The organism is Mycolicibacterium sp. P4_G11 (genome assembly GCF_056555145.1).
In genome coordinates this window covers 94,996-107,641 of sequence record NZ_JBFUJW010000014.1, presented here as the reverse complement: position 1 = coordinate 107,641, position 12,646 = coordinate 94,996, and the positions used below count along the sequence as shown (strand labels likewise).

The 12,646-nt window shown below is 67.7% G+C and carries 13 protein-coding genes; 4 read left to right on the top strand and 9 right to left on the bottom strand.

From position 1 onward, the window contains the following. Window positions 1-109: IS3 family transposase (locus AC1U2B_RS26325; protein WP_480217911.1), on the top strand; the 109-nt coding region annotated here is incomplete at its 5' end. Between the two features lie 77 nt (window positions 110-186). Here the strand turns inward: AC1U2B_RS26325 and AC1U2B_RS26320 are convergent. Genes AC1U2B_RS26320 through AC1U2B_RS26310 form a run of 3 tightly spaced genes read right to left on the bottom strand, consistent with a single transcriptional unit; the run spans window position 187 to window position 3,238 of the window. Then, window positions 187-1,329: a sulfotransferase family protein gene (locus AC1U2B_RS26320; RefSeq protein WP_480219100.1), complete on the bottom strand. Its 1,143-nt coding sequence runs from the start codon at window positions 1,327-1,329 to the stop codon at window positions 187-189. Continuing rightward, on the bottom strand, window positions 1,326-2,108 hold the full coding sequence (locus AC1U2B_RS26315) for an SDR family oxidoreductase (protein ID WP_071285647.1): 783 nt from the start codon (window positions 2,106-2,108) through the stop codon (window positions 1,326-1,328). The genes AC1U2B_RS26320 and AC1U2B_RS26315 overlap by 4 nt, the downstream gene beginning before the upstream one ends. 2 nt (window positions 2,109-2,110) lie before the next feature. Continuing rightward, window positions 2,111-3,238 (bottom strand): hypothetical protein, encoded by a 1,128-nt coding sequence (locus AC1U2B_RS26310; RefSeq protein WP_480219099.1) that lies wholly within the window; start codon window positions 3,236-3,238, stop codon window positions 2,111-2,113. A 160-nt stretch (window positions 3,239-3,398) separates the two neighbouring features. On the opposite strand from AC1U2B_RS26310, the gene AC1U2B_RS26305 reads away from it, so the two are divergent. Further along, window positions 3,399-4,295 carry an IclR family transcriptional regulator gene (locus AC1U2B_RS26305; protein ID WP_480219098.1) on the top strand — a complete coding sequence of 299 codons (897 nt, stop codon included), beginning with the start codon at window positions 3,399-3,401 and terminating at the stop codon, window positions 4,293-4,295. A 59-nt stretch (window positions 4,296-4,354) separates the two neighbouring features. Here AC1U2B_RS26305 and AC1U2B_RS26300 read toward each other — a convergent pair whose 3' ends face one another. Continuing rightward, window positions 4,355-4,879, bottom strand: coding sequence for a hemophore-related protein (locus AC1U2B_RS26300; RefSeq protein ID WP_480219097.1), 525 nt, complete (start codon window positions 4,877-4,879; stop codon window positions 4,355-4,357). 165 nt (window positions 4,880-5,044) lie between these two features. On the opposite strand from AC1U2B_RS26300, the gene AC1U2B_RS26295 reads away from it, so the two are divergent. Then, window positions 5,045-5,695, top strand: coding sequence for a GNAT family N-acetyltransferase (locus tag AC1U2B_RS26295; protein ID WP_480219096.1), 651 nt, complete (start codon window positions 5,045-5,047; stop codon window positions 5,693-5,695). Between the two features lie 8 nt (window positions 5,696-5,703). Here AC1U2B_RS26295 and AC1U2B_RS26290 read toward each other — a convergent pair whose 3' ends face one another. Genes AC1U2B_RS26290 through AC1U2B_RS26270 form a run of 5 tightly spaced genes read right to left on the bottom strand, consistent with a single transcriptional unit; the run spans window position 5,704 to window position 11,016 of the window. Further along, entirely contained in the window at window positions 5,704-7,803 is a 2,100-nt protein-coding gene (locus AC1U2B_RS26290; RefSeq protein WP_480219095.1) for a RecQ family ATP-dependent DNA helicase, read from the bottom strand. Further along, window positions 7,760-8,425 carry a TIGR03943 family putative permease subunit gene (locus tag AC1U2B_RS26285; protein ID WP_480219094.1) on the bottom strand — a complete coding sequence of 222 codons (666 nt, stop codon included), beginning with the start codon at window positions 8,423-8,425 and terminating at the stop codon, window positions 7,760-7,762. Before AC1U2B_RS26285 ends, AC1U2B_RS26290 begins: the two co-directional genes overlap by 44 nt. Beyond that, window positions 8,422-9,423, bottom strand: a complete 1,002-nt coding sequence (locus AC1U2B_RS26280) for a permease (protein ID WP_480219093.1) — start codon at window positions 9,421-9,423, stop codon at window positions 8,422-8,424. Before AC1U2B_RS26280 ends, AC1U2B_RS26285 begins: the two co-directional genes overlap by 4 nt. A gap of 37 nt (window positions 9,424-9,460) precedes the next feature. Then, the gene (locus AC1U2B_RS26275; protein WP_480219092.1) at window positions 9,461-10,216 is read right to left on the bottom strand and encodes a glucose 1-dehydrogenase; all 756 of its coding nucleotides are present in this window, start codon (window positions 10,214-10,216) and stop codon (window positions 9,461-9,463) included. A 2-nt stretch (window positions 10,217-10,218) separates the two neighbouring features. Then, on the bottom strand, window positions 10,219-11,016 hold the full coding sequence (locus AC1U2B_RS26270; RefSeq protein WP_480219091.1) for an SDR family NAD(P)-dependent oxidoreductase: 798 nt from the start codon (window positions 11,014-11,016) through the stop codon (window positions 10,219-10,221). A gap of 184 nt (window positions 11,017-11,200) precedes the next feature. On the opposite strand from AC1U2B_RS26270, the gene AC1U2B_RS26265 reads away from it, so the two are divergent. Next, on the top strand, window positions 11,201-12,610 hold the full coding sequence (locus AC1U2B_RS26265; RefSeq protein WP_480219090.1) for a wax ester/triacylglycerol synthase family O-acyltransferase: 1,410 nt from the start codon (window positions 11,201-11,203) through the stop codon (window positions 12,608-12,610). The last annotated feature ends 36 nt before the right edge of the window (window positions 12,611-12,646 follow it).

Genomic DNA, 12,646 nt, shown 5'->3' with positions numbered 1-12,646 from the left:
CACCACCGCGCTCGAGGGCTACATCCGCTGGTACAACACCGAACGCATCTCGACAAAACTCAAGGGCCTGAGCCCGGTCCAATACCGGGCCCAGGCCCTTAAGTCCTAAGCTCCCAAAGTCAGAGTCCAACTTTCGGGGACCACTTCAATCAAGCGATTTAGGGGGTTTTCACGACTGGTCGGCCACTACAGGTTGACGAAGCGCTCCTTGACCTGCTCCTCGGTCAGCCCGTAGTCGGACAGCGAGTAGGTGTGCTTCGGCGCCCGCGGGCCCTGCTGGCTCTGGGCGTGGCTGTCGACCATCGCCTGCCGCGCGGCGTCGGTGAACTCCAGATCGAAGGTGCGGTAGATGCCTTCGACGGCGCCGACCGGGTCCTTGATGAACTCGAAGTAGTCGACGTCGCAGAACTGTTTGGGATCATGCTTGGCCCGCTCGGCGTCGAACAGTTCCAGTCCGCGCGACCAGGTTTCGAGCGCGTCGTCGCCGATCACCTTGCCGGTGAAGGAGTTCGACCAGCCGGCCGTGGTGTGCTGCGACAGCGAGCACATGGACGCCAGGATGGTCTCCGCCGGCCGGTGGCACTGCACGACGAGCGCGTCGGGGTACACCTTGAACAGCGCCTCGAGGGCGAACAAGTGGCTGGGATTCTTGAGCACCCAACGCTTCTCGGGCTCATTGAGTCCGATCAACTGCAGATTCTGGCGGTGCCGCTGGTAGGACTTGGTCCAGTCCTGACGGGCCAGCCACTGGGCGTACGACGGGACGTGCGCCAGCGTCTCGTACGACACCGAATGCAACGACTGCCGCAGCAGCTGCCAGCATTCCTCGACCTCGTCAGCGGTCATGAAATGCAACCCGGTGTAGTCCGGGTTCTCCTCGTGCGCTTGCTTGAATCGGGCATCCAGCGCACTGAAAACCGGGTTTTCCGACCAGGTTTCACGCGGCGGCCGCGGCTGCGGGAACTCGGCCAGCCACATCTCCAGGCCCTGGTGGGCCGGGTCCGCGGTCAGCAGCCGGTGGATCACCGTGGTGCCGGTGCGCGGCAGGCCCGTGACGAAGATGGGCCGTTCGATCGGCACATCGGCGTGCTGCGGGTACTGCTTGAACGCGGCGTTGGACACCAGCCGCGCCACCAGGGCGTTGCGGGTGAAGAACCGCTGCATCTTGCTGCCGAGCTCGGTCAGGTCGGCTTCGCACTGGTAGGCATCCAGCAGCACGCCAAGGGCTTCCAGGTAGTTGTCGTCGTCGCCGCCGAAATCCTCCAGCCCACAGGCCTTCACGGCCGAGGCGTGCAGGTCCTCGATGGTGCCCACATTGGTGCGTGTCATGCCTTGTACTCCCCGCAGTTCACATCCAGCGCCTGGCCGGTGATGCCGCTGGACAGGTCGCTGGCCATGAACAGGATGGCAGAGGCCACCTCGTCCTCGGTCGGCAGCCGCTTGAGATCGGAGCCGGCGGCCGATGCAGCGTAGATCTGCTCGACGGTGGTGCCGTACTTCTGCGCCTGGTGGCCGAAGTAGCCCTCCAGGGTCTCGCCCCAGATGTAGCCGGGCAGCACCGAGTTGACCCGGATGCCCTTCTCGCCCAGCTCGGTCGAGAGGGTCTGGGACATGGCCAGCAGCGCCGACTTCGCCATCTTGTAGGCGCCGTACTTGGCCTGCGAATGCCGGACGACCATCGAGTTCACGTTCACCACAGAGCCTTTGGCAGCTTCCAGCGCCGGGGTGAAGCCCTGGGTCATGCGCAGCGCACCGAACACCGTCAGCTCGATCGCATCCCGCATGTGCTCGAACGTGGTGTTGGCGAATGGCTTCATGGACGGCACCCGGAACGCGTTGTTGATCAACACGTCTGCCTTGCCGAACTCCTCCTCGGTGCGAGCCACCACGTTGGCGACCTGCTCGTCGTCGGTGATGTCGGTGCCCACAACCAGTGCGCGACGACCCAGCGCCGTCACCTGCTTGGCGACGAGCTCCAGCCGCTCCACGGTGCGGGCGGCCAACACGAGGTCGGCACCGTTCTCCGCACATCGGCGGGCCAGCGTCGTCCCGAGCCCGGGCCCGACACCGCTGATCACCACTACCTTGCCATCGAGCAGTCCGCTCACGGTCAGCCCACCATCCTCTCGCCAATAAGCTTCTGCCGCAGCGCAATCCGCGCGCGCCAATCTTCGTCGGAAATCTTGTTGCTCTCGTAGAAGGGCAGCTTCGACGCCACCTCATCCAGGGTGACGACCTCGCACGTCGGGCCGTCCTCGGCCGTCAGCTCGCGGGACACCCGCTGCCAGCGGAACTGCAGGTAGCCCTTGGCGTGGCCCAGCGTCTCGCACCAGTTGGTCACGCCGGGATTGTTCTCGGACACCACGATCCGGATCTTGCCGTCCGGATCCGCCTGCGCCTGAGTGCCGTTCAGCGACGTCTGGTGATTGATGTAATCCAGCGAGATGTACCAGAGGCTGCCCAGCTGGAAGCCCAGGTACGGCGCGTCCGTCACCGGAAGCGTGATGACCATCGCCTGGTCGGGTGTCATGTCGTAGTGCCCGACAGCCGAGTACTGCGTCGCAAGTCCACCCGGGGTCAGTCGCGGCGCGGTCAGGGTGTTGACCGGCAGGTTGTCGTAGAACCACTTCGGGAACTGCAGCCAGGTCTTGACCCGCTGCACCAGTTGCTTACCGGCGACGGCGTACCGCTTCTCGATCAGCTCACGGGTCAACGGGTCCGGCGCGGTCCCCGCGGTGTCGGTCCGGGAGATGGCGAACGAACCGCGCTGCGCCGACCAGTCGTTGTAGACCTCGCGGATCACCAGCTGCGCCGGGGTGGCCGGCGTGAACCGCCACTCGAACGTGCCGTCGGCGGCGATGTCGAGCTTGCGGTCGTCGAACGCCGTCTCGCTGTCCGGCACGTTGGCGTCGGTGTACTCGCCGCCGAGCAGCTGGAAGCTGACGTCGGTGGTGGTGCCGCGACGCCCGGTGACGACGTATTCATGTCCGGGCTGCACGCGGGTGCCGAAGTACATGGTGTCGGGGTTGTCGAGGCCCATCTTCTCGAAGGGGCCCGTGCCGCTGTGCAGGAACGGATGGTCCTTGTCGAAGTCGAACGCGACGTGCGTGCACGACGCGATACAGCCGGCGAGGTACTGCAGGCCTTCGAGCAGGTCGGCCTCGGTTTCGATGAACAGCGCGGCGGCGACGAGGCGCTCCGCCTCGGCGACGGCGTCGATGAACGACTGCGTAAACATTCGGTAGCACCCTTCCGTTCCAATATTGGAACGTATCGGTAGATATTCCGAATGAAGAGTAGAACGCGTTGCAGTTGTCGTCAATGCCGCGCAGGTCAACAGGCCGACCAAACTCCCTGACACCGGTCCATATTTGGACCGGTGTCGTACATTCCTTGCCATGACTGACATCGGCCGCGCGTCGCCGCCCACCGCCCGCGTCGTGGCGGTGCTGGACTTCCTGGCCCGTCATCCCCAGGAACAATTCGGGCTGTCCGAATTGGCGCGCCGGCTCGACCTCAGCAAGCCCACCTGTCTGGGCATCGTCACCACGCTGGCCGAGGCCGGCTATCTGGTGCGCGACGCGGCCGAGAAGACCTACCGGCTGGGCCCGCGTTTGATCACCCTTGGCCATACCGCTCAGGAGTCCATGCGGATCAGCCCGGCCGCGCGGGCAGAACTGCGTCGGCTGTCGGAGACGTTCAATGCCACAGCGGCGCTGTCGGCGGTGATCGACGACCGCATCACGCTGCTGGAACTCGTTGCGCCGCCGGGCAGTCCGGAACCGGTACAGGTCGGGCAGAGCTACCCGTTCGCCCCGCCGGTCGGCCTCATGTTCGTGCTGTGGGACGAGCGTGCGGTCCGTGATTGGCTGGGCAAGGACCCGACGATCCCCCTGCGCACCGACAGTGCGCGGCTGGAGCGGGTGATTGCCGAGTGCCGCGAATCGGGCTACCTCGTCGAGCGGCTGACGCCCGGTGGCCGGCGGCTGTACGCCATGATGGCCGGCATGTCGAGCAACCTGCCCGACGAATTGCGGGTCCTGCTGGGCGAACTCGTCTCCGACATCGGCGAACGCGTGTACCTGCCCAGTGAGTCGGGCGGGCGATCCAAGCACGACATCAGCGTCATCGCCGCGCCGGTGTTCGACCATCACCAGCGTCAGGTCATGGTGCTGTCACTGCAGATCGGCCGTGCGCTGACCGATGCCGAGATCAGTAAACGCGCCCGTGGGCTGGTGGCCGCGGCCGCGACGCTGACGACACAGCTCGGCGGATCTCAGCCCGGCCGAACGTGAGCTTGTGTGCGAAATCCGTTGGTGGATTGACACATTCGCTCACGTTCGGCGAGTGAGAGCTAGATGCCGTTGAGCACCGCGAGCGCGTCGGTCGGCGCGACCTGCAGGCCGCAGCGATCCTTGAAGGCGGCCAGCGGAGCCTGGATGCCGCGCAGCGCGTCGGCCTGGTCCGGGTGCTCCTTGAAGTAGTTGTCGAACTGGCTCATCGCGGTGAACGCCGGTTGACGGGTGGCGTCGAGCAGCGAGCTGTCGGCATCCGGGTGCGCGGCGAAGTAGTCCGACAGCTGCAGGGTGACCGAACTGATGGTCTTGGCCAGCGTCGCGGTGCTGCAGTCGGCGACGGTCGCGGCCGGCGCCACGGTGGTCGTCGTGGTCGTCGTCGGCGCCGCGGTGGCGGATGTGGTGGACGCGGCCGAGGTGGTCGGCGCAGCCGTCGCAGACGTGGTCGGTGCGGCTGTCGTGGACGGCGTGGGCGTCACCGGCGTCGGATCCGCCGACGCGCGGGGCACGACGAGCGCTGCACAGGCAGCGCCCAGGGCGATGAAGCCGAGGGTGGAACGGCCGAAGGTAACGGCACGAGTCATGGAATCCTCCTTGGTTCTGGCCGCATCCTTCTTCCCCGGCCTCTGGGGGTATTTCGCTCGCTGCGGTACTGCTGTTACACAAGCGCTCAAAGTTGCAGGTCAGCGCGGCTCTGTACAGCAAATATTCGCTTTCCTGGATTAGCTCGGCTGTGTTGCTATTGGGGCATGCAGTATTCGTCCTGGCCGCTGGCGGAACTGGAGGTGATCACTCCGGTCCTGCGGTTGTGCCATGTGACCGATGGCCTGGCCGACGAGCTCGCCCGCCTGGCCGACGAGGGCATCCACGATCCGGCCACCATGCCGTTCGCGGTGCCGTGGACCGACGCGGTCTCCCCCGAACTGGAGCGCAACACCGTCCAGTACTTCCAACAGACCCGCGCCGAGGTATCGACAGAGCATTGGGACGTGCCGATGGCCGTCATCGTCGGCGACGACACCGTGGGCGTGTGCACGGTGACGGCCGACGGCTTCCCGGCCCGACGGACCGTGTCGACCGGCTCCTGGCTGGGCCGTCGTCACCAGGGCCGCGGGTTGGGTCGGGAAATGCGCGCCGCGGCGCTGCAGCTGATCTTCGCCGGATTCGACGCCGAGGTCGCCCGCACCGCCGCGTGGCACGACAACGCGGCGTCACTCGGTGTCACCCGGTCGCTGCCCTATGTGCAGACCGGGTCGTCCCGGCAATCGCGGCGCGGTGTCTTCGACACCATGCTGGAATTCACCATGACCCGCGCACAGTGGGACACCATGCGCCGCAGCGATATCGAACTGCGTGGCGTGGATGCGGCGATCGACCAGCTGGGGCTGCGCCGGAGCTGAGTGACCCGTCAGCTGACGGACGCGATCCCGAACGGCAGCACTGCGGGCGCCCCGGCGGCGCGCAGCACCTGGGTCGCCATGGTCAGGGTCCAGCCGGTATCGACGAGATCGTCCACCAGCAGCACCGGACCGCTGACGTCCAGGTCGGGGACCTCCCACGAATCCACCAGCGCCGCAACCCGATACGCCGAGTTGGCCGCGGTCACCGGGCGCCGCTGTGGCCGATAGTGCAGCGTGCCGAGGTTCTGCAGCCGGCCGAGTTCGGCCAGCCGGGTCACCAACGAGCCGATCAACTGCGGGTGGCTGTCGGAGTCCAGGCCCATCACCGCTACCGGCCGGGTATCCCAGTTCCAGGCCTTCAGCACCGCAACCGCGGCCTGTACCACCTCGTCGGGCGCCTCGCCGTCAGGCCCGTCCAGCAGCTGCCGAAGCCTCGCACCCCAGCCGAGGTCGGTCAGGCGCCCGATCACCCGACCCGGCTCGGCTCCGCCGGAAATCCGTCCGGACAACTCAATTCCCAAGGAACGCAGGCCTGTCGGCCACTGCTTTCGGGTAGCGAGCTCGACGCCGGGTCGCATCAGTTGGTCCCGTACCGCCGACGCGGCGCCGGCGTCGACGTCCGCGGTGTAGTGCGCACCCGCGCAGTTGTCGCAGCGGCCGCAGCCTTGGCCGTCGAGTTCGGGATCGTCGAGTTGGCTGCGCAAGAACACCATCCGGCACTCGGTCGTCGATTGGTAATCCCGCATGGCCTGCTGTTCACGCTGCCGCGCGGCGTCCAGATTCCGGTAGCGCTCCTCGTCGTACGACCACGGTTCGCCGGTACTGATCCAGCCGCCCTTGACGCGACGCACCGCACCGTCGACGTCGAGCACCTTGAGCACCATCTCGAGCCGTGACCGGTTCAGGTCCACCAGCGGTTCCAGCGCCGCGGTCGACAGCGCCCGGTCCATCTCGAGTTCGCCGATCACCTTGCGCACCAAGGCTTCCGACGGGAACGCGACCGAGGCGAAGTACCGCCAGATGTCGGCATCCTCCTTACCCGGCAGCAGGATCACCTCGGCGCTCGAGGTGGCACGGCCGGCACGGCCCACCTGCTGGTAGTACGCGATGGGCGACGACGGGGCACCCAGGTGCACGACGAAGCCCAGGTCCGGTTTGTCGAACCCCATGCCGAGCGCCGAGGTGGCGATGAGCGCCTTGACCCGGTTGTTCAGCAGGTCGGCTTCCAGCTGTTCGCGTTCGGCGGCGTCGGTGGAACCGGTGTAGGAGGCGACGGGATGCCCCTGCTCACGCAGCAGCGCGGCGATGTCATGCGCCTGCGACACCGTCAAGGTGTAGACGATGCCGGAGCCGGGCAGCGAATCAAGGTGCGCCGCAAGCCAAGCCGCGCGTTGCGCCGGTCCCCCGGCGTGCACCACCGACAGCCGCAGCGACTCCCGGTCCAGCCCGCCGCGCAACACCAAGGTGTCGCCGCCGCCGACGCCCAGCTGCGCGGCGACGTCCTGCACCACGCGGTCGTTGGCGGTCGCGGTGGTGGCGAGAACCGGTATGCCCGAACCCAACTCACCGATCAGAGTGCGAATGCGCCGATAGTCCGGCCGGAAGTCGTGGCCCCAGTCGGAGACGCAGTGCGCCTCGTCGACCACGACCAGCCCGGCATCGGCGGCCAATGCCGGCAACACGGTGTCGCGAAAGTCCGGATTGTTCAACCGCTCCGGGCTGACGAGCAGGACGTCGAGGTCGCCCGCGGAGACTCGCTGGTGCACCTCGTCCCATTCGGTGACGTTACTGGAGTTGATCGTGGCAGCGCGGACGCCCGCTCGTTCGGCAGCAGCCACCTGGTTGCGCATCAGCGCCAGCAGTGGCGAGACGATGACCGTCGGGCCGCGGCCGGCCGCCCGCAGCAGCTTGGCGGCGATGAAGTACACCGCGGACTTGCCCCACCCGGTGCGCTGCACCACCAGCGCCCGGCGGCCCTGAACCACCAGTGCCTCGATGGCCACCCACTGGTCGTCACGCAGCACGGCGCCGGGACCGGCGAGCTGTTCGAGTAGCGCCTGTGCGTCAGTACGCGTAGGTGTTGCGGGGCTTGGGGATTGGGTCGGCACTGGTCACTTCCATGGTCGGGACGAAATTCGTGGACGGGCTGGACGTCCCGGGTATCACCTTGCCCTGCACCTTCAGCCAGGTGTCATCCGGGTGCGGACCGACGGCGCCGGTCAGGTGGACGCGGGCCAATTGCGCGTCGGCGGCGCAACACACGATCACGACCCGGGCCAGATCGCCGCCCATCGTGAATCCGGTGACGGTGATGGTCCGTCCCTCAAGACTTTTCGTGGAGTCGGCCGCGGCCCGCAGCACCACCTCCGGCAGCGATACCGCGCCGTCGGCCGGGAGCGGGGGAAACGCCCGCTTCGGCGGGGCCACCGCCGCGGTGACCGTCTCGGCGCCGACCGGGCTCATCGGCGGCACGGCGACGAACGCAGTCAATGCCACCGGCACGAGCAGCAGCCACGCCAGCAGGCCCCGGTGGTGATGCCCGCCCGGCGGCCCGTGGCGCAGGTCCCGCACCAGACACACCAGAGCCAGCGCCACCAGCAGGACGGCGGCCACCAGCAGCCACGGGAACAGCGCCGGTTTCACGAAATTCAGGTAGGTGCCCTTGACTGCGATCAACCCCGTGCTCAGCCCGATCAGCAGCACCAGGATGTTCTGCGTTTCCCGGCTCATCGCACGTCCCCGAGCACCAGCAGCCCGACGGCCGTGGCGCACGCCGCGGCCACCACCAGGGTCACGGGTGCGAATCGCACCGCGAACGGCCGGCCGAACACGCCGGCCTGCATCGCGAACAACTTGACGTCCACCGCCGGACCGACCACCAGGAACACCAGTCGCGGCACCAGCGGGACCATCGTCAGACTGGCCGCGACGAACGCGTCGGCCTCGGAGCACAGCGCCAGCACCACGGCCAAGAGCGCCATCGTCACCACACCGACTGCCAGGTTGCCGGCGACATGCTCGAACACCCACGGCGGCACCGCCGCCCGCAGCACGGCCGCCGCGCCGGCGCCGATCACCAGATAGGCCGCGGACTGCAGGAAGTCGTGCCGGGCCGCCTCGGTGAACACGGTGAATCGGGACGCACCCTCGTCGTGGTGGGTGGGCAGTGTGCGGGTCACCCATTCGGCGCGGCCCCAGCGCTGCCATAGCAGGCCCATCACCACCGCCGTCAGCAGCGACGCCACACACCGGGCCACCACCATCTGCGGCTGGCCGGGAAACGCAACAGCTGTCGCCACCAGCACCACGGGGTTGATCGCCGGCGCCGACAACATGAAGGTCAGGGCGGCCCCGGCCGTCTCGCCGCTGAACAGCCGGCGCGCCACGGGCACCGACCCGCATTCACATCCCGGCAGCGCGGCACCCCCGACACCGGCCACCGCGACGGCGAGCGCGGGCCGGCGCGGCAGCAGGCGGGCCAGCCGTTCCGGGGTGAGATACGCAGCCACCAGGCCACTGACGATGACGCCCAGCACCAGGAACGGCAGGGCCTGCACAAAAACCCCGCAGAACACCGTGGCCGCGGTGGCCAGGCGGGCGTGGTCGGTCAGCAGGCCGCTGACCCAGGAACCCGACAGCGCCAGACCGGCGAGGCCGACGAGCAACAGCTCCATCGACCCGGCCCGCCGTCGGCGCTCCGGCGCCAGCGTTGATTCGTCCTCGGCCATGCGCCCATCTTGCCGGGGAAGTCTGACAAGTCGCTCGCTACGTCGGGACGACCGGGATTCGGCCCGCGCTCGCACCGCCGTCGACCGCCAGATCCGCGCCCGTCATGTACGACGACGCGTCGGACGCCAGGAACGCCACCACCTCGGCTACTTCCTCGGGGGCACCGACCCGGGTCAGCGGTGCGCCCGGGTGTCCGCCGAGGCCACGTTCGATCGGCAGGTGCGCCACCATCGGGGTGTCGATCATCCCGGGGTAGACGGTGTTGACGCGAATTCCCATGGGGCCCAATTCGATTGCTGCGACCTTGGTGAAGCCGCGCAGGCCCCACTTGGAGGCGCCGTAGGCGCTGTACCCGGCCAGCCCCTGCAGCCCGGCCTGCGACGAGATGTTGATGATCGATCCGCCGCCGCTCGCGCGCATGGGCTCGACGACAGCCTGGGTGCCGAGGAACGGCCCGATCAGGTTGACGCGCAGCTGCCGCTCCCACGACTGCGCGGTGTGGTCCATCAGGGGTTCGACGGTGCAGATCGCCGCGTTGTTGACCAGCGCGTCGATCCGGCCGAACTCGCTCAGCGCCAGCTCGACCGTTGTCAGCCAATCACTTTCGCTGCCGACGTCGTGTCGCTGGAAGCGGGCGGCGTCGCCGATCGACGCGGCGACCGCCTCCCCCTCCTCGACCAGGACGTCGGTGAGGACGACCTTCGCGCCGCGGGCGGCGAACAGCCGCGCCTCGGCCTCACCCTGACCGCGCGCCGCGCCCGTGATGATCGCGACCTTGCCGGTCAGGTCCATAGCTAGTCGCTGTCCTGGTCGATACCGGTCAGCATCAGCTCGGAAACCCGGCGCGGGGTCTCCGTGAGGTAGGCCATCGCCGCGATGCGCTTGGGCAGGATGACGTGCTTCTTCTCGTGCTCGACCGCGTTCGCGATGGCCTCGGCGACCATGTCGGCGTCCAGCGGCTCCTGCGGGATCATCCGGAACTTGAGCGACCGCTCGATGGTGCGGCGAGCCGGCCCGAACGACCGGATGTGGTCGATCATGTCGGTCTTGACCTCACCGATCTGCACCAGCGTGGTGTTGACCGGCTTCTGGCGCAGCTCGGAGCGGATGCCGGCGGTGAAATGACTGAGCCCGGCCTTGGAGGCGCCGTACAGGGTGACGCCCGGTCCGGTCGAGATGGCGCCCATCGAGGACACGTTGACGATGTGGCCACGGCCCCGCTTGATCATCCGCGGCATCACCTGACGACACAGCTCCATCGGCGCAATCAGGTTGACCTGCAACAGGTCTCGCACATCCTGCGACGACGCCTCGTAGAAGCGGCCGACCCGGTCGACACCGGCGTTGTTGATGATGACGTCGATGGGACCGTCGGCCTCCACCCGGTCGATCAGCGCTTCGACGGCTGCGGGGTCCATCAGGTCGGTCGGATATGCCTTGCCGCCGAGCTCCTTGGCGAGCTCTTCGAGCTGGTCAGCATTCCGGGCAACCAGCGCGACGTCGGCGCCGCGGCGAGCCATCGCCTGCGCGATGTTCTTGCCCAGACCACGGCTGGCACCGGTGACCAGAACTCGGCTGTTCCTCAGTTGCATATCCCTACTCCATTCAAAAAGCGTGCAGACACGGACCGGCAAAGCCCCCTCCAGCTCCGCGTCGCGACGCCGAGTCAGCTCATGGTGTGCACGCTAAACGGGGTGCGAGCCGAAATTCAGAGGTAGTTCCCAATCAACGAGACAACATGTCCGCTGGCTCACATTTTTGGCCTCATAGTGATGTATGCGACGTTTATCGGGCGAGGACAACAGCTTCCTGGCGTGGGAAAGTGCCGTCCAGCCGCAGCACACCATCAAGGCCGTCGTGCTCGATCCGGCACAGGGCCATGAACCCATCACCTTCGAAGCTGTCCGGGCGGCACTGCCCGGCCTCGTCGACCGCGTCGAGCCCCTGCAGTGGCAGCTGATGTCGCCGCGGTTCGGTGCCGGCCGGCCGTGGTGGGTCACCCGCCCCCGGGGCGACTTGAACTACCACATGAAGCGCGCCACCGCCGCCGCTCCCGGCACCGACCGAGAGCTGGGCGCGGAGATCGCGAAACTCTTCGAAGAGCCCCTCGAGCGGGACCGCCCGGCGTGGCAGATGTGGTACATCGACGGCCTGGCCGACGGCCGCGTCGCCCTCGTGCTCAAAATCCACCACGCCGTCGCCGACGGCATGGCGTCGCTGAACCTGCTCGAGCAGTTCTACAGCCAGGACCCCGCCGACCGGCTGCCCGAGCCGTCGGCCCGCCCGGCGGCCGACGAGCACCGCCCGCCGGCTGCCGAATGGCTGCCGATGGTGGCACGGCAGCAGGTCAAGTCGCTGACCAAATTCCCGAAGGTCGTGGCACGTACGGCCAAGGTCACCCGCACCATCCAGGACCGGCAGAAGTCGGGCAAGCCCGGCTATGCCGAGGCCTTCATCCCGCCGGCTCTGCCGTTCAACGAGCCGCTGACCGCCAACCGCGGATTCGCATTCGTCAACGTCGAGATAGACCAGATCAAGCGGGTGACGAAGGCGTTCGGCGTCAGCGTCAACGACGTCTTCCTGGCCATGTGCAGCACCGTCCTTCGCGAGTACCAGGCCTCGCGCGGCCCGGTCGGCGACGACACCATGACCGCCGTGGTGCCGGTGTCGATGCGCCCGCAGGACGGCGACCGCTGGGGCAACAAGGTGGCCCGCTGGAACGTCGAGCTCGCCACCAACATCGCCGATCCGGTGGAGCGGTTGACGGCAATCTCGGCGAACACCGCCACCGCCCGCGAGGTGCAGAGCGAGCGCGATGCCTGGCTGCAGCACGACTGGATGGAGTACTGGCCGCTGTTCAAGGTCTACTCGCGGGTGCTGCCGACCATCGGGGCGCAGGTCAAGAAGCGTCCGATGTTCAGCATGATCGCGTCGAACATGCGCGGCCCGCAGCAGACGCTGTACTTCGGCGGCGCCCCGGTCGAGAAGCTGATCTCGACCGGCCCGCTGGTCTTCCCGATGGGCATGAACATCACCGGCTGGAGCTACCAAGGCGGCATGCAGATCTGCGTGCTCACCTGCACCGACCAGGTCGAGGATCCGCACGGCATCGCCGACCGTCTGCCGGCGGCGCTGGCCGAGCTGGTCGCACGCTGCGAGACCGCGGCGGACTCCGTCAACAGCTGACCCGGCTACGCAAAACGCCGGCCGCCCCTTTCGGGA